Raw genomic sequence first — 21,818 nt, 5'->3', positions numbered from 1 at the left:
AACTAAGAACAATAAGGGAACACATTATGAGGGCCGCGTATGACTGACTACCCAAAATCGCTTCCTGAGTTTCAGCAACGTTTTCCTGATGATGAGGCTTGTGCGTCCTGGCTATTCGATCTGCGTTGGCCGAACGGGTTTGAGTGTCCCGGTTGCGGTCATGACAAGTGCTGGACCTTGAGTTGCAGGTCGTGGACGTATGAATGCAAAGGATGCAGGCGGCAAACATCCATTCGTGCCGGAACGCTGATGCACGCTTCCAATCTGCCTCTGACTATTTGGTTCTGGGCAGCGTATCTTATGGCCACGCATTCGAACGGGTTCTCGGCCGTACAGTTGCAAAAACAACTCGGGTTGGGCTCATATCGGACCGCGTGGTTGTTGCTTGGCAAATTGCGTGCGGCCATGATCGATCCAGATCGTAACCCTTTGTCAGGACTGGTTGAAGTCGACGAAACATCGATCCGCCAACGGACTGGAAATGGCCCAGTCGGTGTGGGCAGAAGCCACGAGGGAAAGCTCATGATTGCCGGAGCAGTGGAGATCAAAGGACAAGGAGCCAAAACGCACCCCGGACGCCTCCGCCTGGCCGTGATTGCAGATTATACATCTGAGACCCTGCACGATTTTGTGGCCACCGAAATTGCCACAGGCAGCAGCATCAAGACCGACGGGCTGGCGTCATATAACAACGCACCCAACATGGACCACGACAGAAACGTCGTTGGAGATCAGTTGGCGCATCTGGTGCTGCCTTGGATCCATCGCGTTTTCTCCAACTTCAAGGCTTGGGCGCTTGGGGTCTACCATGGTTTGAGAGCAAAGCATTTGCAGTCGTATTTGGACGAATTTGTCTTCCGCTTCAATCGACGACGCTATCGGCACGCCGGGTTAAAAACACTGCTCAATCTCGTTACAAAAAGGCAACCAATGACATACAAGATGTTGATAGGGGCTGAACAAAGTGCATAAGCCCTGCAGACGATATTGCCGCCATCCGTAGGCTGGCCGACATGGCCGATCAAAAAGCCCGAGCGGATGCAGCAACCAAGGCTGCCGGGACCGCTCAATCTTTCTCAGGCAAGTGCGATGGACTGCTGTCGCTAAAGGGCATCTGTTGGGCAATGACACCCGACGAAATGGCGGCCGTTCTCACTTCGCAACAATACGAATGCAAACGTGACCTGTTTGAAAACCTGTACTGCCAATATGGTGAAGCAGAGATCGAATTTTCCGAAACGCAAGTGTCGTTCAACTGCGAAGCCTTTGACGTTTGCCAATACGATCATGCTGAAGTGTCCGACTTCCTGTTGAGGCAAGGTGTCGTCACGGCAATGGAAGAAAAACAACGACTGGTCACACAAGACGCTGGGGATGCCGCTTTATGGATTGGGCTGGGAGGGTCACCAGCCTTGGCTTTTGATGGTCCATACTGGCTGAACACAAACTGCGGTGTAGGATCCAAAGGCCAAGAGCTATGTGTCGAACAGCCCGAGGATGGTGTTGTTAGGCTGGTTCTGAACAAGAATACCTTTGGCGCAGCGACGCCGAGCTTCGATTGACTGGCAGACTTTCGTCCACACTGACACTTCCCGAAGTCCTTCAACATTACTTTGACGCTCCAGCCGGACGGCTCTGAATCGCCGAGTTTCGACCATAAACTATTTGTTTCCATACGGTACAGGTACATATCGAAACGCATAATAAGCGGTTGATTGCGCTTGACTATTCTGGCCCCTTGTGAAACCTATCAGGGAAATGCAGGCGCGACCTCTCCTCAGGGTTGCGAGTTGAGTTATTGGGTTAGGATTATGAAATCTAGATCCTTGATTGCTGTTGTCACAGGGCTGATGGCAATTTTTGTGTCGTCTGCTGGGTCGGCTGATGATAGCAGCACTGCTACTCATGTTCAGAACAGCCTGTCGGTCTGTTTGGGTGAACAGCATTTGACTGTTCCGCTGGTGCCACAGTTGCAGATTATTCAACCTGATGGATCGTTGCGAGATTTCCGATCACTAGAGCGAATGAATTCTGATCAGATTCAGAAAATCTTGGACAGCGCTCCTTTGAAGGCAAAAACCATTGTTCTGGGTTCCCCTGGAAATAGCTCATCGCAGCGACCTTTGCTGGACACGTTGTATGGTCAGAGGTCGCCTTACAAAATTCGAGAACTACGGCTGTACAGTGGACTTTGGCAAGATTTCGATACTTGGATGGGAAATTTTCCTAGCGACAGTACGACCGCCTCCGGCACTCATCGTTTCACTCCTAGAAGGGCTGATTTTTTTGAACGCCCAATAAAAGCGACGTGTTTCAAAGGTCTTCCACCCAGTAGTAATGACCCGGAAAGCCGCCATTGTAGCATCATTGGCCTGAGCCAAAGTGACACTTCTGTCATTGTCAGTTTCGACACAGGCAGGGATTTAGAAGGGTACTGGCCGACACTTACTTCTGACTGGAAAACACTTGAAATGTTTGGCTGGTCAGGGCCCTTGACGGAAATCGAAGACGCACTCCAATCCATTCAAGTAAGTAACAAAAGAAAAGAAAAATGCAACTAAACACAGAACAAAAAGAGTTTCTCGAGGCAATAATTGAGGGTGAATTTTCAGGTGCCGATATCAACGGGGTGCCAACAGCGGATTACATCGCGCAACTACCTCCTGAATTATCAACCATTTATGGCAATCTTAGTGTTAATTCGCATTTTGATTCTAACCCTGAGGCAATGTTCTATTTGGCTTTGGCTTCGATTGTCGAAGGTCAGCCTGCGGTAGAAGCGCCAGTCTGGCTTTGGCTGAGAGGTGCCGCTGAGGTCAATATTGGCGAGGGCAGTCAGGCGGATTTCATTCGGGACTACAACAACGCTCAGGCTGAGGCTCGAACTGGCGGAGCGGTAACGATAGACGAAATGAACGCTATTTCGAACTTAATGGCGCAGCGCGTCTTTGATGAAATATTTAACAATCCAGAAAACCCATCATTTACGGTTCCAGAGCTGTCAGTGCTAGCCTCAACCGATGCTCGTGCTGCTGCGGAAGTTCTTTTTGGCGGTGAAGACGAGCTAGGAGGGTGGGCCGGGAACCCACTATTTCTCGCACTTGGATATGATGTTGAATTCGACAATAACATCATCAATTCGCAACACGGTACCTACGATGCATTTGCGATGGTAAAATTCACGCGATCAGAATTTCAGATTGTCCAAAACACTTGGGACGCTCTGGTTCAATTTTTTAGCTACCCAAGCGGCGGCGCAACAGCGATTGAGGCTATTGGAAAACTCTCGGCGTCCCTTGAGGCATCGTATGGCTACGACGGAGGCACAATTCTTTCGCTGTTGGCGGATCCGTTCGTAAGCAACATTCAAGTTGGAAGAATCGAGCAAGACGACAGACTTGTGGCGACCGATAGCACGGACTTTATTCATGCAGGAGGCGGTGACGATATTATCGAGGGTTCTATTGGCGGAATAGACTTCATTGATGGAGGCGCTGATTTTGATACCGTAAACTTTAGCCACGATATTCAGCAATATAACATTGAAACGACGCAAGTGCGTGTCGGGTCTCTGGTTGACACCGGAATCGCGGTGGCTGGAGTGATTGCATACGAAGGCGACGAGGCGAACTTTGCGACACTTTATGATGTAGAGAACCTCGTTCTCGGTCAAAGCGATGATCATGTCAGCTTTGTTGGGGAAACCAGCCTTACGGAAATTGACGCAGGTGAAAACTCTGACCAGATCGGTGATACAATTGACGCGTCCCAATTGGCTGAACAAGCTGAAATTGACCTGTCTACCAGCCAAATAACCTATGGCGAAAATTCACTCACCGTTACGGGTTTTGAAAACGTCATCGGCACCGATTTCAACGACACCATCACCGGCGATGCCCAAAATAACGTTCTCAAAGGCGGCGGTGGCGCTGATATTCTTCGTGGCGGTGAGGGTGATGACACGATCTATTTCGATGCTGCGGACACAGAAATAGATGGTGGCGCAGATCGCGATATAGCAATTTTCGAAGGCAATGGTGCCGCCAATCTGGATTTGAGCGCGACAGGCTTTGAAGTTGCCGTTGGTGGCAAAGGTAAGGACACATTCACCGCGTCTGTTAACAGCTTGACACTAATGGCCGGGGGTGACGAAGCAGATACTTTTTCGCTGGAGTATTCTGATATTCAGGCAAGTACTCCAGGCCCTGCTATAATATGGGGTGGAGCCGGCGCAGACGTAATTAACTTTAACTCAGATGTAGGGATAATGGTGGCCAACATTCAGGGTTTGACTGAAGAAAATTTTCAGTCACTGACTCTAGATGATTTCGAGCTCGGTCAGAACTTCAATTGGGGTTTTATTGATGCAGTAATCATTAATCCTGATGCTCATGATAGAGTTTTCATTGGCGGTCAGGTTTTGGGTGTTTCTGATGTTAGTTTGAAACATAGCTATGTCGATCAAGCCGGAGGGAGCGAAGCTTATATCGGAACATCCAATGTCAAAGTCTTGAGCGTAGGCGCCCCTGGCTCTTATTCTTCCAACAGTGGCTATGATTTGGAGATTGCAACTGAAATTAACGCCGATTTCTTGGGAGTCCAAGCCTTGGGCCCTCTCAACAATGTCCAAACGAACGGTATAAAAACTTATACTTCATATCATTATCTTTACAGAGATTCGGAGGGCGTTGAGTACTTTGAAGGAGAGATTTATGACTACGACGACATAATTGATCTGAATTCTGCCGATGCTAGAACGGGTTGGCTTGAGGATGAGAACGGAACCAGCTTTAAAGTATACTCTTGGGAAGTATATGAAGGCTGGGTGAACGGGGAGCGTGTTCGTTCACAGCAGATAACATATGATGAAATTGATGAACCGTCTGAGATTTCTTATCTGAGTCTGTCACAATTTGAGGCACGCTATGATCTGGATATTTCTTCCTCAGGGCCGCCTTCTTCCTTTGTTTTCGGCGGTCGGTTCAACGGTGACATTCTTTCCGCAAATGGAGCAGTAAATATTTCATTGCTAGGTGGGGACCCCATCGAAGATGTCGATGACCATACTGAGCTGAACTTCGATCCCGGAAGCGGCGACAGCGGTGACAACAGATCGTTTTCTGGGTTCCAACCCGCCGTCAATGCAATTGTAATCGCAGGAACTGTTGTTGACCCCAATTCCACGCAAACAGGGATAACACTATCACAGCAGGGTAGTGACACTGTAATCACCTATGGTCAGAATGAAACAATCACGCTCTTGGCTACATCTCTGTCTGACTGGCAGGCCGCCGCAAACACTCAACTGTCGGGAACCGCTGCTGGCGAAACTCTCACCGGAACCGGAACGGGTGAACTGATTGCCGGAGGCGCTGGCGACGACGTTCTGCTTGGAAACGATGGCAACGATACGCTGCATGGCGGCAATGGCAACGACGAACTTAATGGGGGCTGGGGTAACGACACGATAATCTCTGGGTCCGACAACGACACAATTATTGGCGGATGGGGTGACGATACGATTGTCTACACATCCGGCGATGATGTGATCGTTGGCCTTAATGACAACTACGGCAACGACACGCTCGATCTCAGCAAGTATAACGCAAATCAGGTGAGTTTCACTGTGTCAGGTCATGCGGTCCTTATCGATACGCCAGATGGTCGTATCACGCTGGACTATCAGGCGAGTGTCGATGGCAGTAGCAATCTGACAAACATCGAAACTATCTTATTCGCTGATGGGTCTCTGGACTATCAAAGTATCAGAGAGCGGGCAGTTTCCGATCAATCAACTAATGCCGATGATACTATACAAGGCACTGGTTTAGATGACATGATCATAGACGCCGGAGGCAATGACACCATAACCGCCAGCAATGGTGACGACACTGTTGTCTATGAGTCTGGCGACGATGTCATTCGTGGCAGCAACTACAACCAAGGGAATGATACACTTGATTTGAGTAAATACAGTGCGGATCAGGTGACGTTTACGAATGGCGGGCATCATATTTTCATCGATACACCGGATGGTCGCATCACACTGGATGCGCAGAATACATTCGATATTGGTCACGAAAGAACAAACATCGAAACCATCGTGTTTTCTGACGGGACTCTGGATGAACTCGGCATCAGAGAACGGGCAATCGCAGATCATTCAACCACAGGTGATGATGTTGTTAGAGGTACCGGCAGGGGTGATTTGATCATCGACGCTGGCGGTAACGATGTGATTAACGCCGACTCTGGTGACGACACTATTGTCTATGCCTCAGGTGACGACTTTATTTACGGCAGAAAATACAATCAAGGCAACGACACGCTCGATCTGAGCAAGTACAGCGCGGATCAGGTAACGTTCAACAATGTTGGATTGGATGTAATTGTTCAAACCCCGGATGGACAGATCACGCTGCAAAATCAGACGGCTGTCGACGTTGGGCATGCCTGGACAAATATCGAAACTATTCTGTTTTCTGACGGTTCTTTGGACGATACCGGTATCCGAGGTCGGGCTGTTTCCGATCAGAAAACCAATGGTGACGATACGATCCGTGGAACCCTCTTTGACGACCTGCTGGATGGTGGAGAAGGGAACGACACGCTGATCGGCGGCTCCGGGGCGGACACTTTTGTATTTGCAGCAGACTTCGGCAATGATTCCGTATCCGACTTTACCGATGGTGTAGATCTAATTCAGATCGACATTGGAGGCCTTTCGTATTCGGATCTGATGATTTCTGAAACCAACGGCAGTGCGGAAGTTGCGATAGCTGGTCATGGCACGTTCACGTTGAACAATGTGAGCAGCTTGGTGCTAACCGAGGACGATTTCCTGTTCGTCTAGTCAGACCGGTAATAAGCCAGCCCGACGATCAGGTGCGGGCTGGCTGCTTTTTAGTGTCCCTACCCATCTTCACCGAGCAAATGTGGACAACAGTATTGCGGTGAGTTTGCCCCAATACTCACGTCGCATCGATATCGGCACGCAAATTGAGTGGCTGCCAGTGCCAGAAGCCGGGAACTTCCCGGCCCCCTGCCCTCCAACGATCCCCGTTGCCCACCCCGACCGAGAAATCCGATGCCGTCTACGACAAACCAACGTTTGTCGGTGACGGAGAGATGAAGCATGGCCGAGTATGTGGTTTACTACCGGGTTTCGACCGAACGGCAGGGACGATCTGGCCTCGGGCTGGAAGCGCAGCGGGCGATGGTCGAGCAATTCCTGACGCCCACCGATCAGGTCATAGCCGAGTTCACTGAAATCCAATCCGGCAAACGGGACGACCGAGCCGAACTGTGGAACGCCATCAACCTTGTGAAGAAAACCCGGTCGAAACTGCTGATCCCAAAGCTGGACAGATTTTCCCGGAAGGTGTCGTTCATATCGGGCATCATCGACCAAGGGATTGAACTGGTTGTCTGCGAACACCCGAACGTGTCAACGTTCTTCCTGCACCTGCTGGCCTGCTTTGCCGAAGAGGAGCGCCGACAGATATCAGAACGCACCAGAGCCGCACTCAGAGCGGCAAAGAACAGGGGAACCGTCCTTGGCCGGAACGCTCAGGCGTTGGCGGCTCAACGGCAGGCAGAGAAGCGGATATTCTTCGAAACGATCCGGGCCGAGTTCGAACGGGCGTTGGTCGAGGCGGGATCGTTTTCGGGAGCAGCACGACTGCTGAACGAACGTAGCGTGACAACATACAAGGGTGGGCGCTGGTATCCGCAATCCGTGAAGAATTACACAGTATTCTTGGACTTAGGCCAAGTGTAACGTGTTTGACAGCCTTACCTACAGGGCTGCCGATCTGACAAAGCCGTCATTGACAAGTACCTCGAATGATATGAAGAAAGAGACATGAACATGAATACTGCTTTTTTCATGACTTATTACTGCCGCCTCAACTGAGCGCGGTAAACTTTAACATTTTGCCGCCGCATGGTGGCACATATGTTGGCTCCTGCGGTGGATCGGGAGCATCTAATGAAACAACTTCCCCTTCCCTTGCCCACCAGTTTCGGAGTGATACGGCGCGCGCGCCCGACGGATATCGAGCAGATTGTCCAGATGGTCACACAATTAGCGAAACATCACGGCGACAAACCGACCATTACGCGCGAGGCCCTAGCCCGAGACCTGTTCGGTGAAATACCTTGGATTTTTGTCGTTGTCGCAGAGACGGACGACAAGCTGATTGGATACGCGGCCATGTGCAGATTAACTCGGCTCCAATTTGGGGCAAGGGGAATGGATATGCATCACTTGTTCACGGAGGGACAATTTCGGGGTCAGGGCGTGGGGCGGGGCCTCGTTGAAGCTTGCAAAATTGAAGCTATCACTTTGTCATGTAGCTACCTGACAGTCGGAACCCATCCTGAAAATCATGAAGCTCAGGCGTTTTATACATCACTCGGTTTCGAACGTAGAGATGCGCATCCGCCGCGCTTCTCTATCCGACTTGTTTCATGAGCGTCAGAAATAGGCATACACCAGCTATCACCGTCAGACCTACGCCTCACCCTTCACCAAAGCATCCAGCACGTCTTTCACAGGGTCCCGAGGATGCAGTGTCATATCAGCGTCTTCCACCGTCAGATCGAAAGCCGCTTTCGGCGTCAGGAATTGCTCAACATCCAATTCGGGGAACAGCGTTTGCTTGATGTTTTCCAACAGTTCAACGGACTGTGCCGTCCGTGGCACCTGATGCGGCACGAACACCTTCTTCTTTCGGGCATTGTCCACATCCGTTTTGGTGCTGGGAATGCCAAAGCCATCATTTAGGATTTGGGCTAGCTCTTTCACCTTCAGCTTGTAGTCGGGGGTGATGTTGTCCCGCTGGAACGACTCCACGTTAATTTTGTGGGTTCCAGCTTTCCGCAGCTTATGCGCAATACTCAGGTCCCGGCGCAGGCGTTTCAGGACACCATCCTGTTTGGCAATGTAAGCACCAGCCGGACCTTGAGCGGCCAACTTGCCCTCAAAGTACAAAGCCCATGCCCGGTAATCGTCCACGGACTTCAGACAATGCGCGGTCTGTTTGTTGTAGTCCGACCAGATGTCTCGAGTGGTGTTGAACTGATCTACCGTGTCCCACGGCTGCGTCGAGAATGCCAAGTGCGTTCGGGTCTGACCGCCTTTGGTCGTCACGGTCACATCGCCTGCTGTCTCCGGTCGCCGCTTCCAGTCAAACTCCATCGACAACCGTTTGGTCATTGTCTTGTCAACAAAGTCCATCCCCTGTTCATACATCTCACGGATGCCAGCACCCATCGTGACGGTCATCGTGTCGGTGGGCTTGCGGTCGAAGAACAGGTCGACGATTTTGCCATTCTGCTCCGCCTTCGACAATTTGGAGTCCAGCTTGATCCCGCCCTTGGCCAACACCACCCGTTCGTCTTCCTTGGGCACCATGCCGGTGCCGTCCCAATCCTTGGGTTCAGACCGCTCCAATGTCGCTTGGCCACGGGTACGCCAACCAATCGGCTTTCGAACGATATGTTTGACTTCATAAATCTTGGTTTCACTGAAAGGTACATCGTCAACAGACAACCGAACACGCGATGCCAGATAGTTCCGTCCAAGAAATCCGGTCGCCGCCGCTTTCATTTGATCGTCCGTTGCAGTCGTCAGGAAGCCATCTGTCGTCACACTAAAGATACTGACATCCTCAGGCAGAGCGTTCATGATCTCCCCAAGCACACCCCGACAGAAGGCCGTGATGAAGGATGCGAAAACCGGATTGGTGATCTTGCTCGGCCCAAGCGGTTTGGTTTCAGCATCCCGCAAATCATATATTCGACGTTCCCGCAAACCCTGCGCGGTCTTGCCGTAAGTGGAGTTGACCAGCTCTTTCCAGAACAGATTGTGCAGGGTCTTCTTGGGATGCTTGGCCCGTTCTTCGATGCAGTGATGGGTGAAGCCGGTGAAAGGCCGTTTAGCGTCTATTCCATCCGCCCTGCCAACTCTCCGGGAGTCGATCCGCTTGCCATCCACCAACTCAATATCGGCCCCAAGTTGTTGGGCCAGGAATATTTCGCTGACATGAGTGGAACTGTTACCTTTCCTCGGGAACACCAATCCGTTTTCCGTCCGCACCGGCAGAACCGGGTACCGCACATCATCCGGGAATTCGAAGTTTACATTGGCGAATGCCAGATCACCATGAACCAACTCACCGCTGAACAACTCATGTGTATCCCGTATCTCCCGAACGCTTGACCAGTCGGGGACACCAATGAGCGCCATGGCGGATGGATAAGCACTCGTCAGGTCATAATCATACCAAACGCCATCAGGTGCGGGGCCAAACCAAAATTGTTCATTGCGGCCACCGTGATAGCACTCGGTGAAGAAATCCTCATTGATAAACAGCTTTCGAATAGGGACGGTCTTTTTCTTGGATTGGTATCGACCGCTTTTCTTGTTCCAGTACTTCTCCTCCACGACTTCTTTGCCAACAACGTCGAGCGGGTCTATCCCCTTTGCCCGCCAATGTGCTTGAAACAGATCAACGCCGATGGATGTCAGAGTCACTGGCAGTTTGAATGCCCCGGTCTTTTCAAAATACAGCCGGATCATTCGAACAGTATATTGCGCACAGACCTCAGCATCCCGGATGGCATAGTCCCGGAACAGGGGCCAATTGGCGTCCAGCAGTTCTCCCATATGCTCCTTGTAGTATTGCTCCTGCTCTGGATCGTCGGACAGCTTCAGCTTCTCAAAGCCTAGGATTTCACCCAGCTTGGCAAGGCTTTTGGCTCCTGCGGGTGCCAGAGCAATCGTGTCCCGGATTGCCACATGCAGCTTGACCGGCTTGAGCGTTCCACCCCGCTTCAGATTAACCTTGATATCCTTTTCGACATTCATGAACAGATTGCGGACATTCTCCAGATTCATGGCCTTCCGGGTTTTCTCCTCCTTGAAGTCAGAGAACCCCGGGACGTCGGCACGAGTGAAGTGCGCCACCAGATAGACATTCACCGGCACTTTCAGATTAGGGTGCTGGGCAAACCCATCTCGCAGCGCATGTTCCACAAACTCGGCCAAAGTCAGCCGGTCGTCATCTGCTGGCCCTTTCGGCAACACAATGCCGGACCAGTGTTGTTCATCACCTGCGTTGTCCGGCGTGATGACATGGCAGCTATATTGGTAGGACAGCACCTGATTGCGAACCTCGGCCAGACCATCAGCATTTACAAACGGCTCCCGCTGATACTCGGTGTCAAAGCCAATGACGAGATAACGAATATGCCGGGAACTTGGTCTATTCTTGGGATAAAAATGATAGGGCTGAAAAGTGAGTTTGGCTTGCATGGGACCCCGAGTTCAGATCAAGATGCTGGAACGTGCCACGCTGCCATAGCGGCAAAAATGGTAATTGTTAATCCCCTATACCCACACGGCACTTTTACTATTCTCTGGCTTCAGACACATATGATAGATCAAGCATGATAGCCCCTCAGGACAGCTATGCGGACGGAACGGACCTTTAGCGCAGTTTACAAATGGACGCCGGACCGTGGTTTGTTCCTTGAAGTTGAATGTCGGCAGGATCGCATCAAAAGGTCATGTCGAAAATCTCTATGCGGCTGCCAGGTTGTTTCGATTCACTTTGGGAATTGCCAGCATCCAGAACGCCCTCTCTGATGTACCCGATGTCGCGCAGATGGGCTGAATTAAGTTCACGCAACGCTTCGTCTAGTTTTTGTCGTTTAACACGTTCCTCGCGATAGGCTTGAAAGGTCCGCCAAAGTTTACCAGCGATGAAGCGGTAACCATCCGCCGATGCGGGTGAAGTCGGGTAGTCCACCATTCGTCTGTCTCCTCCGTGCGATACAAGGAAAACATGGCGCGACCTGCCTTCCCCAGGCCAGTTCAGAGCGATTTAAACCCCGGTACAGTTTCTGAACTGGAACGGGGTCTACTTGAAGATATAATCTGAACAGGAGGGAGGACTGACACGATGCCTGCCAAATCCTATGGAATGATTTGCCCAATCTCAAAAGCGTGCGAAATTCTGACGCCGCGTTGGACAATCCCGATTTTGACCGAAATGGGGTATAACGGCTACACCAAGTTCACCGACCTTAAGCGGGTACTTGGCAACATTTCTCCGGCAATCCTTTCAAAGCGGCTATCCGAGATGGAAGCAGTAGGTCTGATCGAACGGATCGAAGACAAAGGCAAAGGAACCATAGACTACTTGCCTACAGATAAGGCGAACGCTCTGGTACCAATACTAGATGCTTTGGCTGAGTGGACCCAGAAACATATTGAAGCCGAGCTGGCTGTGTGCAGTTATGATTTGTCGCGACTTATGTGGTATTTGCGCCAGATGATCGTGGTCAACGAACTTCCTCGTCGGCGCGTAGTAGTGCGTATGAATTTTGCCGATGAAGAGGGGCCATTCCCAGTCTACTGGCTGGTCTATGAGCCCCACAGCGGTATTGTTGAGGCCTGTGTAGACGTGCCTTCCTTTGACGTGGACTTGTATATCGAAACGACCAAGCTGTCATTTGGAGCTGTTTTTTACGGTCGAACAAGCGTTGCTCGAGAGGTCGCGGAAGGCCGCATGTTTCTTTCCGGAGATAAAGTGCTAGAACGAACCATCGACCGATGGATGCCGCGAGCGGCACTGGCATCAGTCGAAGGCACTCTGCAATTGGCGGCGGCTGAATAGCGATCTTTGTCAGTACGGGAGTTACCTTCAATCGTCGCAAAGGGCTCGAAGCAGACCTTGATAGTTGGCGTCTGACCAAAACCCTTGCACGAGAGCCCAAATTCATACGATGATGCTGGAACACGCCAAACTGCCTCTGCCAAAATGGTAATTGTTAACCCCCTACACCCATACGGTACATTTACTATTTTTCCGTTGCCGGACCACAAGGCCGTGGGAGAATTTGCCCCGATCCTTGTGTTTCAGGGGATATTCTCCCGAATTTGCGCTGACCCCGATTTAATCACGGATTCATGACCAAACATCGATCTGTGCCCCCTAAATAGATCATACGCAGACACACACCGCACACGACAACACATTGAACACAGCTCGTAGCTCTCTTGCATCAGGACCGCGATGCAAACCACATATAGACAGCCCGAAGCGTCATGCGATCAGAAGGTAATTTCCGCCGGATGGTGACGAACCGAAATCAGTAGGCCAGCAGACATGACGTCATCGAATAGTAGGGTCAGGAGACAGCGAAAGCGGGGGAAGGATGAAAGCCCCCATGAGAAAGCCAGAGCAAAATAATTGTCATCACGAGACGGGGAAGTGCCGTCGCCGAGCTAGCCCCGCTGCCGTCCACGCAAAGCTAGCATATCGGTCCGCTGTTTAAGCAGCACGTAGGCTGAGACCGGATAACCGCCAGCCGTGCTTTGGAAAGCAATCGTGTGTGGATGGTATGACAGAACCCACGGGGTCGTCGGACTTCTCCTCAACGGATAGGAGAAGTATGTCCAAAATCCAAATTGACCAAAAAAGGATTAACATTCGCGAAGCGAATGTCTTGCGAAGCAAGCGATTGATCAATCATTGCCAGATGATGGCCAACAGATAGCTTACTGCTTCACTGCGTGAAGTGCTTCGCATCTGCTAGCTTGTTTCAACCGGTTGGTTGGGCTGGCCGGGGTAAGTACTTGGTCCCATGGCGTTCGGTCTGGTGGCCGTCGGGACCATAAAGGAATGATGATTGCTACCTATTGCCATCTACCGGCAAATGGATAGCCATCAATTTCACTTCGTGAAATGCTTCGCATGTGCTTGGAGATTTTATTCGACCATTGGACTGGCTGGATGATGATCTTGATCCCATTGCTATCCATATTGGACCTGACAAACCTTGATAGGATCAAAACTTGCCATCCATCGCCACCGTCCAGCAATTGTTTGGCTATCAACTTCACTTCGTGAAGTGCTTCGCATGGTTTGGTTTTTTGTTGCTCGTGGTTGACACCAACCGGAAAGCAAAAGGTCCCATTGCGTTCCATCAGAACCCAACGGGACCAAATAAAGTTCTCGAAGCAACCGGCAGATGTCACTTTCCGAACCGGCTGCGGATGGCTGTCGCAGCCGTCTCAAGGACCGCATCCAGTTTGCCGTCACTCGTGAGGCTTTTCAGCTTTTCAAGGTTTTGCACCACGTCCTCTGCATCCGTGCATTTGATCGCTGACAATCCCGGAGCCAGTTCGAGAGACGCTTTACCGTACCTCGGCGAGATGAACCATTCGCCTTTGCTCGACTGCCAAACCCAAGTGCTTTTCGTCGGGTTGCTGATTTCCCCTGTCGCCATACCGGCCAACTGCTTGTCGATTGCAGCGATGAATTTCTGACGACGCTGATGGGACGGCTGGGTCGTCTTGGGCTTTTCCGCTGCTTCCAGATTGAATTGTTTTTCAAGTGCCATTGGGATCTCCTTTGCTACCCCAACGGCGTCCTATGGCTCACGATTGCAGACAACGGACTGGAATATAACTTTTGGTTTCTTGCTGATACTTCTGGCTTTGGCGATACTCAGGACTGGCTTACTTTGCGAATAGGAGGCGCAGCTTGTGAAGGTCAAAGCATACCTTGGCTTAGGAAGCCGCTACTCGTATCTTGCATCAACACAACTTGACCGAATTGCGGAAAGCTGTGGCATTGAATTTGACTGGATACCCATAAATTCAGTTGATTTGATAAGACGCGCCAGAACCGATGGCTCGCCATGTGACCAGCCAATATTAGCTGGACAGTACGATCCCAAGTTCAGAGAACGAGACGCAAAACGATGGGCAGTGCATTATCATGTAGCGTTCAATGAGCCTGACTTATCTTCACTCCCCTCCAATGCACTGGCACTAACTTGCTGGTGCCTGCCGGACCCGGACCTACGGCAGAAGCTTATAAAAGATATTTTCAATGCCATTTTTTCTGAAAGTGCGACGATGACCATGAACTCTCTAGAACTTGTTGCCAGAAACTATGATGTGTCACCCGCCGAAATTGCAGATGGCCTCAACGGCGGTGAAGCTGCTTCACTGCACGAGCTAGCGATCCAGAACGCCCTTAAAGACGGTGCGTTTGGAGTGCCAACTTTCGTTGCAGACGGAGAGTTATTCTGGGGAAATGATCGGTTGCCACTGTTGGAAACCTACCTCGAGGCACTTTGAATTCGCCATATATTAGACCCCGAACAGCAACTTCACCGCTGGGGCAATCAGCTTGTTTCGACCAAAACTCACTCCCGGTGCTGCAAGTTCTCAATGATCCCTGTCGTGGGAGCCATGTTCTTCAAATAGAACCGCTCCAACTGATCCACGGATGTTCCAGCATTCTTGGCAAGTGTGTGGGGGTTCACCTTCCCATTCGACGACCTCACCCGGGACTGAATGGCATAATGCCGAAGTGAGTAAGGTGACAGCTTACGGTCATCATCCAGCAGATCGGCCTTTTCCAATATGTGGTTGAAGATACGCCGAGCCGTGTTAATCGCCGTTGTTCGGTTTGGGTACTCCGGCATCCAGACATAACCGTTCCTGTCCGGCCCCTTCTCATCGAATGGGTTCAAGGTGGCATGGTAGAGGGGCACAGCCAAAGGCATCGTCACGCTGACACGACCACCTGTCTTACCGCCCCGCACACTCATTTCCAGATGAGCCGGGTCACCCTTGATCTGGATATCCTTGTGCTTGAGGCCGAACAGTTCGCCCTCAGTCGGACGGAGGAACGTGTGGACCACAAAGCGGAACATCTTGGCATGATGACCGGTGATCTCGACGCCACGCACCTTGTCTCTGCGTTTGACACACTCTCCAGTGGCCTTCATGAACCGTTTGTATTCGTCATCGGTGAATGTGTGCCGAGGCGTATCAACGGTCTTTTGCTTTGGCATCACCGGCAGCACATCCAGCAGGCCATCCTCGACAGCCAGCGTCAGGACTTTGCGGATGATAATGGTGTGCTTGGCCTTGGTTGATTCCGCCAACCGCTTTGGCCGGTTCTCATCCAGGTGAATCAGATAATCCCGAACCATCCCCGTGGTGATCTTGCTGACATCATATTTGCCGAAATAGCAGATCAGCCCATCCTTGGATCGGTTCAGCAGCTTGTTGTCACCATCCGACCATTTCGACTTACCTTTCTGCACAGCCATCAACTTTTTGGCGTAATGCTCAAAACTGGTAGCTTTCTTCTTGGCGTGGTCGCTGTTGGCCCTGCTGCGGAACGTGTCAGCAAATTCCTCAGCCGCCTCACGGGCTTCGACCCGTGATGTTTCTTTCGTAGAACGCAGTACATAACTACCCTTTATCGGGTCTCTAAGGCGAACATACCAATAAGGGCCTCGGGCATACATTAGGATGGCCAGCCCTTTACGCAGGTGTTTTATCTTGAGTATTCGATTTTTGGAATCTTTGGCCATGTCGGAACCGTTCGAGGAGTGCATACCTGTGCATAACTTTTACGGTTGAGAATCCGAAGGCTCAACGATCAAAATTCATCAAGTATTTCAGGGAGTTAATGGTGCCCGGGGGCGGAATCGAACCACCGACACGAGGATTTTCAATCCACTGCTCTACCCCTGAGCTACCCGGGCACGGGAACGGCGGCTGCCGTTGGGTGGAGGCGTTCTATGACTTGCCACCGGCAGTGTCCAGAGGCTTTTTTACATTTTTTCAATGGGGCCGAACCGGTTTGGGTACAGCCTGATCCAGCTCGTCATCCACATCCTCATCACGCTCGGATGGCACGGCATATGAACCGTTCATCCATTTAGCCAGATCAATGTCAGCGCAGCGTTTTGAGCAGAAAGGACGGAAGGCATGCAAAGTCTCTTTTCCGCAGATTGGGCAACTCATTTCAACACCTCCGCCAGCGGAACCCGGCCGCGTTTTCGCTGAAGCTCAAAATGTCCAAGCGGGGTCCATCCGGCCAAAATCGTCTCGTCCAGATCCGTCTTGAAGGCCGAGCGCAGCGCAGATTCAAAACCCTTACGGTCTTTTTTGGGCATCGGCGCCAGGTCCAGCGTGATCTGCCCGCCCAGACCGCGCACGCGAAGGGCGCGGGGCAATGCCTTTGCGCAAGCGAAATTGGCCTTGGTTCCGGCTGCAAGAGAGGTATCACTGCCCGTATTCACATCTACCGCAACAAGCGCCCGCGTGGGCTGTATGAACAGGGATGCCCCTGCGGGCAACGGCTCGACAATGCCGGACGCCACGTCCAGCGCGTCAAGAACGCCATGGGTTTCAAAACTGCCCGCAGCGGTCGCGACTTCTGCCGGGTCCGTCCAATCGCGCCAGGCCAGGACATGCGGTGCGTCACCATCGCAGAGCGTTTCGGGCTCGGTGCCGGGGTCCAGCATCACCTGTTCTGCCTGCGCGCGCATGGCAGAAACGTCCTCGGCAATGTCTGCGTCGTCTGCGCCATGGCAACAGGACCGAAGGATCAGGCCATAGTCGCAGCCTTGCATCTGGTCATGCGCGATTTCCAGCAGCCGGTCGCGTTCGTCTTCATCCCGGATACTGCGCGAGATGTTCAGACCCGGAGCGTCAGGGGTCACAATGGCATACCGGCTTTTGAACAGAATACGGTTCGTCACCGGCAGCGCCTTGCCCGGCTCGGCAAAGCCCGTCACCTGCACCAAAAGCTGCACGCCAGGCGCCAGGCCTTTTACCTGCCGCAGAAAGGCCGGCCCGTCGGGAGTGGTCAGGAACATGCCACCTTGCCCTTTCACGGGCCGATCCGCGCGGGCGCGGTAAATCGTGCCGATGGGCGGAGCATCCGAGGCGATCAGGAAATCTTCGAGGATGCCATCGACCATAAGCGCCGCGGCCTCGCGGCCTTGGATGTGATCCAGAACGACAGTACGACCCTTCATGAAGCCTCGCGATAGAGTGGGTAGCCGATCCCCAATAGCAGAGCGGCAGTTTCAGACAGGGGCAGGCCGACAATGCCGGTGAATGATCCTGAAATCCAGGGAATGAAAGCGCCGGCCGGACCTTGTATAGCATAGGCCCCGGCCTTGCCCTGCCAATCTCCGGTCGCAAGATAGGCGTTGATCTCAACATCCGACAGGCGTTTGACCTTGACCTGGGACACTACATCCCGTTGCAAGACCCGATCTCCGCGCCGAACGGCAACAGAAGTGATCACCCGGTGTCGCCGACCGGATAGGGCATGCAGGAATTCTGCCGCCTGGCCCGTGCCTTCGGGCTTACCCAAAATGCGACGGCCCAATGCAACAGTGGTATCTGCACACAGGGTGATATCATCGCCACCCGCCTGAACCGCCTGCACTTTTTCCCGCGTTATACGGTTGCAGTAGGGAAGCGGAAGCTCCCCTTGCAACGGTGTTTCATCAATGTCAGGTGCGCAAATGGCATCGGGCCGCACGCCAAGCTGAACCAGCAGGTCCAACCGCCTTGGGCTGCCCGATCCTAGGATAAACGCCATTGCGGCAGGCGTTACTTGAAGCGGTAGTTGATCCGACCCTTGGTCAGATCATAAGGGGTCATCTCGACCTGAACCTTGTCGCCGGCCAGAACACGGATGCGGTTCTTGCGCATCTTGCCTGCCGTATGCGCGATGATCTCATGGCCGTTTTCCAGCTCGACCCGAAACGTCGCATTAGGCAGGAGTTCCTTCACGACACCGGGAAATTCGAGCGTATCTTCCTTGGCCATGTTGTCTCCATCGTTACGTTGCACCCGCAGAATCTGCGGGGATGTGCGCTTAAATGAGCTTATTTTGGGCTCATTTCAAGGCCGGAATCATTAAAGCGAAGAGATTGTGACTGATTCGACTCTGGGCGCCTGTTCAGCCCAATGCGTTCTATTCAGCACATGTCCATCCTTACGAACATTGGCTATGGCAGACAAATCAATGTCTGAAAAGGTCCAGCCGGGCTGGTTCATGGCACCTTCCGCCAACACTCCGGTCTGCGGGAAACCGGTATCGGGTGGCCCGAAGATGCCGCCCATGCCGGTATTCTTGTCGACCGCTTCAGACCAACTGTTATCCCCGACCAGCGAAGCCATGACCGTAACGCATTGATTTTCAAGCGCGCGCGACATTGCTCCGATCCGAACGCGCCAATACCCCGACAAAGCTTCGGTGCACGAGGGCACAAGGATCAGATCGGCATCGCTGAGTGCGCGACCCAACAGGGGAAACTCGCTGTCATAGCAGATCAGCACACCGATCTTACCCAATGCGGTGTCGAACAGCTTTAACGAACCGCCGGGCGCAATATCCCAGGATTCACGCTCGAACCGGGTCATGATCTGTTTGTCTTGGTGGTCATGCGCACCATCCGGCGCGTAAAATACGGCCCTGTTCACCGGTCGGCCCGGCCCGCAGAGAACCGGTGCCGAAGCCCCGAGAATATAAACCTTGTGTTCTTGCGCCAGACGCCGATGCACAGCCTGAACCTGCTCCATCCGATCCGAAACGGCCATGATCGAGCGTTCCAGATCACCCGCCGTTTCGGCTCCATCGAGCGTAGACAACTCCATCGCGCCATATTCGGGAAAGACAAGAAGATCAGCGCCCTGCCCCACCGCATCCGAAACCCAACGCGCCAACTTGTCTTCGTACTGGGCCCAACTGTCGAGCCAATCCAGCGGATAGGCGGCGGTTGCGATTTTCACGAACAAATTCCTGTTGGTCAGTTTCGCGTAAGGGTAGGAGGTAAGATTGCCTGATGTACAGGTCTACTTTTTGATCCGAGGTACCTGCAGGTGGTATTGGTGCGCAATGGGTAGCCGTACCGTAAGTTAGCGCGTCAGATGAGCATTGGAAATAGGGAAGTCACTGCCGTGGATAGGTTTTCGTATCTTGGTCGGATTAGCACGGCCCGATTGCGTATCGAGGATTGGGCCAGTGTTCCCGCAGATCCACACAAGGCCAGCGAGCTCAAAACCGCTCTGGCAACTGCGCTTACGCCTCAGGTCACGCAATACCTGCCGCTTTCGATGCAGTTTCCGCGCCCTGATAGTGGAATAGATGACTGGATCGCGGATCGCAGCGAGGAAGCTCATGTTCTGCTTGTAAAGCATCGCGACCGAGGCACCTTTGCAGGGTTGATACTACTACATGCTGAACCCGGACCCGAACAGCGCCCAACGATCAATCTGGGCTACTTCTTTCACGAGGATTACTGGGGGCAGGGATATGCGTCCGAGGCGGTGAAAGCACTTGTTGCAGCGTTGGAAGCAGGTCCCCCGGCGCAACTGATTGCTGGCGTGGATAAAAGCAACGCTGCATCGGCAAACGTTCTGCGCAAGTCTGGATTTTCACATGATCCAGAACAGTCTACTGCGACACGAGATTACTTTGTCTTCTCAACCGGCTGAGTGATCAGAGAGGTCACGTGGCCCTTTATGCAGTTCTAGAGATCCCGCATCCAAAACTGCAACGGTTTCTGCGTCTCACCGTCTTCCCCAATATCCTTCCACGAAAACTGCGCGATCACGCCCGGCAAGGGCGCATACCCCCGCGCGCGCCAGAACGCATCAAGCGGGCGATAGCCCGCAGGGCGCATCGGGTGGTCAGCCGGTCGTTGGACACCGCAGAAGGCGCATTTCGAGAAGCTTAAGCGCCGCGCATGTGCTTCACGCAGGTCGAAGAACTTATGGCCAACACCTTGGCCGCGATACGCGGGCAGCAACACCGATTCCGCGCAAAAGAAAATGTCATTCAGGTCCAAGCCTGTTCCATCGAACGCGGCGGCGAAATCATCGGCGTGATCCACTAGCGGAGCCCCCGTGGATGCCCCGATCAGCCTGTCACCATCAAATGCACCGACCACGATAGCGCGGGTGCTGTCCCGATAGGATTGCAGGTATTTACGCTCGTATTCCAGGTCACCGTCGTACAGGTAAGGCCATGCGCGAAACACTTCGATCCGCAGGCGCGCAACATCGTCCAGAGCGGCCTCAAGCCCCGATCCGGTCAGCGCGCGAACTGCGCTCACCTCAGCCATTTGAAACCTGTTTGGTCCAATCCGCCAAGTTGTAGAACGTGGTCACACGGGTGATCTTACCGTCTTTCAGATCAAAAAAGGATCCGGCCGGCAGGCGGTATGTCTGCCCATTTGCCCCGGGCAAGCCTCCATCCGTTTCAAGATAGGTGCCGTTCACGGTAAACTCGGCGGCGGCGCGCGTGCCGCCTTGGGCTTCGAAAACAACGATATCGGTCAGGTTCTCTTTGTAGCAGCGGTTCATATGGGCACAGAACGCGGCGAACTTTTCCTTGCCTACCCGAATTTGACCTTCGTTGACGTGATGGGCCACATCTTCGGACAAACACGCCAGCATGCCGTCAACATCACCAGCATTGAAAGCGTCAAAATAGGTTTTCACGGTTGCGTTCATGATCTCTCCATTGGTTCGCCCCAGCGATCTTTCAGATGACTGATGATCTGGTCACGTGTTTGTCGATAGTGAAGTAACTTTTCGTCCCGCGTTTCGCCCAGCCCGGTGGGATCCATAATGGGCCAATAGTCGACAGCGAGATGAAAAAACCGGGTCAGTTCCAGTGCTTTTCGCTGGCTGGCCGGGGATAAGGCGACGATCAGGTCAAACGAGCTGAGGTCATCGCCCCATTCTTCCATCTCGTCAAACGACCGGGACCGGTGGCGCGACAACTCGACATCAATTTCCTGACAGACAGCGATGCAGAAGCCGTCTATTTCCAGGTCATTGTGCACCCCGGCAGACTGCACATAAGTGCCGGTGCCGTAGAACTTCTTCATGATGCCTTCGGCCATCGGGGACCGAACCGAGTTATGGTCGCAACAAAACAGGACCGACTGCGGCAGGGGCTTCACCT

General features: G+C 52.6%; 21 protein-coding genes and 1 tRNA gene. 9 read left to right on the top strand and 13 right to left on the bottom strand.

What is annotated here, in order from left to right:
- Positions 1-39: 39 nt before the first annotated feature.
- From ACP0GE_RS16485 to ACP0GE_RS16460, 6 genes are all read left to right on the top strand, one after another.
- On the top strand, positions 40-972 hold the full coding sequence (locus tag ACP0GE_RS16485) for an IS1595 family transposase (protein WP_424832999.1): 933 nt from the start codon (positions 40-42) through the stop codon (positions 970-972).
- A 41-nt stretch (positions 973-1,013) separates the two neighbouring features.
- A complete protein-coding gene (locus tag ACP0GE_RS16480; protein ID WP_424832998.1) occupies positions 1,014-1,562 on the top strand; it encodes a hypothetical protein in 549 nt (182 codons plus the stop codon).
- A 249-nt stretch (positions 1,563-1,811) separates the two neighbouring features.
- Positions 1,812-2,561, top strand: a complete 750-nt coding sequence (locus tag ACP0GE_RS16475; protein ID WP_424832997.1) for a hypothetical protein — start codon at positions 1,812-1,814, stop codon at positions 2,559-2,561.
- Complete coding sequence (locus tag ACP0GE_RS16470; RefSeq protein ID WP_424832996.1) at positions 2,552-6,853, top strand: hypothetical protein; 4,302 nt, start codon at positions 2,552-2,554, stop codon at positions 6,851-6,853. The genes ACP0GE_RS16475 and ACP0GE_RS16470 overlap by 10 nt, the downstream gene beginning before the upstream one ends.
- A gap of 282 nt (positions 6,854-7,135) precedes the next feature.
- Positions 7,136-7,780: a recombinase family protein gene (locus tag ACP0GE_RS16465; protein WP_424832995.1), complete on the top strand. Its 645-nt coding sequence runs from the start codon at positions 7,136-7,138 to the stop codon at positions 7,778-7,780.
- Positions 7,781-7,990: 210 nt separating this feature from the next.
- On the top strand, positions 7,991-8,476 hold the full coding sequence (locus tag ACP0GE_RS16460) for an N-acetyltransferase family protein (protein WP_424832994.1): 486 nt from the start codon (positions 7,991-7,993) through the stop codon (positions 8,474-8,476).
- A gap of 39 nt (positions 8,477-8,515) precedes the next feature.
- On the opposite strand, the gene ACP0GE_RS16455 is transcribed toward ACP0GE_RS16460, so the two are convergent.
- Both ACP0GE_RS16455 and ACP0GE_RS16450 read right to left on the bottom strand, forming a co-directional pair.
- On the bottom strand, positions 8,516-11,320 hold the full coding sequence (locus ACP0GE_RS16455; protein ID WP_424832993.1) for a DNA polymerase: 2,805 nt from the start codon (positions 11,318-11,320) through the stop codon (positions 8,516-8,518).
- Positions 11,321-11,564: 244 nt separating this feature from the next.
- The gene (locus ACP0GE_RS16450; protein ID WP_424832992.1) at positions 11,565-11,819 is read right to left on the bottom strand and encodes a hypothetical protein; all 255 of its coding nucleotides are present in this window, start codon (positions 11,817-11,819) and stop codon (positions 11,565-11,567) included.
- Between the two features lie 150 nt (positions 11,820-11,969).
- On the opposite strand from ACP0GE_RS16450, the gene ACP0GE_RS16445 reads away from it, so the two are divergent.
- Positions 11,970-12,686, top strand: a complete 717-nt coding sequence (locus ACP0GE_RS16445) for a winged helix-turn-helix transcriptional regulator (protein ID WP_424832991.1) — start codon at positions 11,970-11,972, stop codon at positions 12,684-12,686.
- Between the two features lie 1,360 nt (positions 12,687-14,046).
- Here the strand turns inward: ACP0GE_RS16445 and ACP0GE_RS16440 are convergent.
- Positions 14,047-14,415: a hypothetical protein gene (locus ACP0GE_RS16440; RefSeq protein ID WP_424832990.1), complete on the bottom strand. Its 369-nt coding sequence runs from the start codon at positions 14,413-14,415 to the stop codon at positions 14,047-14,049.
- Between the two features lie 145 nt (positions 14,416-14,560).
- Between ACP0GE_RS16440 and ACP0GE_RS16435 the strand changes: the two genes are divergently transcribed.
- Complete coding sequence (locus ACP0GE_RS16435) at positions 14,561-15,160, top strand: DsbA family protein (protein ID WP_424832989.1); 600 nt, start codon at positions 14,561-14,563, stop codon at positions 15,158-15,160.
- Positions 15,161-15,228: 68 nt separating this feature from the next.
- Here the strand turns inward: ACP0GE_RS16435 and ACP0GE_RS16430 are convergent, their stop codons facing one another.
- The 7 genes from ACP0GE_RS16430 to ACP0GE_RS16400 all read right to left on the bottom strand — a co-directional run bounded on the left by ACP0GE_RS16430 (position 15,229) and on the right by ACP0GE_RS16400 (position 19,636).
- Complete coding sequence (locus ACP0GE_RS16430; protein ID WP_424832988.1) at positions 15,229-16,410, bottom strand: tyrosine-type recombinase/integrase; 1,182 nt, start codon at positions 16,408-16,410, stop codon at positions 15,229-15,231.
- A 99-nt stretch (positions 16,411-16,509) separates the two neighbouring features.
- Positions 16,510-16,584, bottom strand: a tRNA-Phe gene (locus ACP0GE_RS16425).
- Positions 16,585-16,663: 79 nt separating this feature from the next.
- Entirely contained in the window at positions 16,664-16,846 is a 183-nt protein-coding gene (locus ACP0GE_RS16420; RefSeq protein WP_424832987.1) for a DNA gyrase inhibitor YacG, read from the bottom strand.
- Positions 16,843-17,865 carry a ribonuclease E/G gene (locus ACP0GE_RS16415; RefSeq protein ID WP_424832986.1) on the bottom strand — a complete coding sequence of 341 codons (1,023 nt, stop codon included), beginning with the start codon at positions 17,863-17,865 and terminating at the stop codon, positions 16,843-16,845. Before ACP0GE_RS16415 ends, ACP0GE_RS16420 begins: the two co-directional genes overlap by 4 nt.
- A complete protein-coding gene (locus ACP0GE_RS16410) occupies positions 17,862-18,440 on the bottom strand; it encodes a Maf family protein (protein ID WP_424832985.1) in 579 nt (192 codons plus the stop codon). The genes ACP0GE_RS16415 and ACP0GE_RS16410 overlap by 4 nt, the downstream gene beginning before the upstream one ends.
- Before the next feature lie 11 nt (positions 18,441-18,451).
- Positions 18,452-18,670 (bottom strand): translation initiation factor IF-1, encoded by a 219-nt coding sequence (gene infA / locus ACP0GE_RS16405; RefSeq protein ID WP_005978431.1) that lies wholly within the window; start codon positions 18,668-18,670, stop codon positions 18,452-18,454.
- 90 nt (positions 18,671-18,760) lie between these two features.
- On the bottom strand, positions 18,761-19,636 hold the full coding sequence (locus tag ACP0GE_RS16400; protein ID WP_424832984.1) for a carbon-nitrogen hydrolase family protein: 876 nt from the start codon (positions 19,634-19,636) through the stop codon (positions 18,761-18,763).
- 168 nt (positions 19,637-19,804) lie between these two features.
- On the opposite strand from ACP0GE_RS16400, the gene ACP0GE_RS16395 reads away from it, so the two are divergent.
- Positions 19,805-20,341: a GNAT family N-acetyltransferase gene (locus tag ACP0GE_RS16395; RefSeq protein WP_424832983.1), complete on the top strand. Its 537-nt coding sequence runs from the start codon at positions 19,805-19,807 to the stop codon at positions 20,339-20,341.
- Between the two features lie 35 nt (positions 20,342-20,376).
- On the opposite strand, the gene ACP0GE_RS16390 is transcribed toward ACP0GE_RS16395, so the two are convergent.
- The 3 genes from ACP0GE_RS16390 to ACP0GE_RS16380 are packed head-to-tail and all read right to left on the bottom strand — an operon-like array spanning position 20,377 to position 21,816.
- On the bottom strand, positions 20,377-20,970 hold the full coding sequence (locus tag ACP0GE_RS16390; protein ID WP_424832982.1) for a GNAT family N-acetyltransferase: 594 nt from the start codon (positions 20,968-20,970) through the stop codon (positions 20,377-20,379).
- Positions 20,963-21,361 carry a ketosteroid isomerase-related protein gene (locus ACP0GE_RS16385; RefSeq protein WP_424832981.1) on the bottom strand — a complete coding sequence of 133 codons (399 nt, stop codon included), beginning with the start codon at positions 21,359-21,361 and terminating at the stop codon, positions 20,963-20,965. The genes ACP0GE_RS16390 and ACP0GE_RS16385 overlap by 8 nt, the downstream gene beginning before the upstream one ends.
- Complete coding sequence (locus tag ACP0GE_RS16380; protein ID WP_424832980.1) at positions 21,358-21,816, bottom strand: low molecular weight phosphatase family protein; 459 nt, start codon at positions 21,814-21,816, stop codon at positions 21,358-21,360. The genes ACP0GE_RS16385 and ACP0GE_RS16380 overlap by 4 nt, the downstream gene beginning before the upstream one ends.
- Between the last annotated feature and the right edge of the window lie 2 nt (positions 21,817-21,818).

This window comes from Ruegeria sp. (assembly GCF_965243365.1).
Lineage (GTDB): Bacteria > Pseudomonadota > Alphaproteobacteria > Rhodobacterales > Rhodobacteraceae > Ruegeria.
Note: the sequence above shows the minus strand (reverse complement) of the source record. Positions and strands in the feature narration are given on the sequence as shown.

Coding starts and splice junctions, on each gene's coding strand:
- ACP0GE_RS16485 (WP_424832999.1), top strand. CDS start 40: ATGACTGACTACCCAAAATCGCTTCCTGAGTTTCAGCAACGTTTTCCT.
- ACP0GE_RS16480 (WP_424832998.1), top strand. CDS start 1,014: ATGGCCGATCAAAAAGCCCGAGCGGATGCAGCAACCAAGGCTGCCGGG.
- ACP0GE_RS16475 (WP_424832997.1), top strand. CDS start 1,812: ATGAAATCTAGATCCTTGATTGCTGTTGTCACAGGGCTGATGGCAATT.
- ACP0GE_RS16470 (WP_424832996.1), top strand. CDS start 2,552: ATGCAACTAAACACAGAACAAAAAGAGTTTCTCGAGGCAATAATTGAG.
- ACP0GE_RS16465 (WP_424832995.1), top strand. CDS start 7,136: ATGGCCGAGTATGTGGTTTACTACCGGGTTTCGACCGAACGGCAGGGA.
- ACP0GE_RS16460 (WP_424832994.1), top strand. CDS start 7,991: ATGAAACAACTTCCCCTTCCCTTGCCCACCAGTTTCGGAGTGATACGG.
- ACP0GE_RS16455 (WP_424832993.1), bottom strand. CDS start 11,320: ATGCAAGCCAAACTCACTTTTCAGCCCTATCATTTTTATCCCAAGAAT.
- ACP0GE_RS16450 (WP_424832992.1), bottom strand. CDS start 11,819: ATGGTGGACTACCCGACTTCACCCGCATCGGCGGATGGTTACCGCTTC.
- ACP0GE_RS16445 (WP_424832991.1), top strand. CDS start 11,970: ATGCCTGCCAAATCCTATGGAATGATTTGCCCAATCTCAAAAGCGTGC.
- ACP0GE_RS16440 (WP_424832990.1), bottom strand. CDS start 14,415: ATGGCACTTGAAAAACAATTCAATCTGGAAGCAGCGGAAAAGCCCAAG.
- ACP0GE_RS16430 (WP_424832988.1), bottom strand. CDS start 16,410: ATGGCCAAAGATTCCAAAAATCGAATACTCAAGATAAAACACCTGCGT.
- ACP0GE_RS16420 (WP_424832987.1), bottom strand. CDS start 16,846: ATGAGTTGCCCAATCTGCGGAAAAGAGACTTTGCATGCCTTCCGTCCT.
- ACP0GE_RS16415 (WP_424832986.1), bottom strand. CDS start 17,865: ATGAAGGGTCGTACTGTCGTTCTGGATCACATCCAAGGCCGCGAGGCC.
- ACP0GE_RS16410 (WP_424832985.1), bottom strand. CDS start 18,440: ATGGCGTTTATCCTAGGATCGGGCAGCCCAAGGCGGTTGGACCTGCTG.
- infA (WP_005978431.1), bottom strand. CDS start 18,670: ATGGCCAAGGAAGATACGCTCGAATTTCCCGGTGTCGTGAAGGAACTC.
- ACP0GE_RS16390 (WP_424832982.1), bottom strand. CDS start 20,970: ATGGCTGAGGTGAGCGCAGTTCGCGCGCTGACCGGATCGGGGCTTGAG.
- ACP0GE_RS16385 (WP_424832981.1), bottom strand. CDS start 21,361: ATGAACGCAACCGTGAAAACCTATTTTGACGCTTTCAATGCTGGTGAT.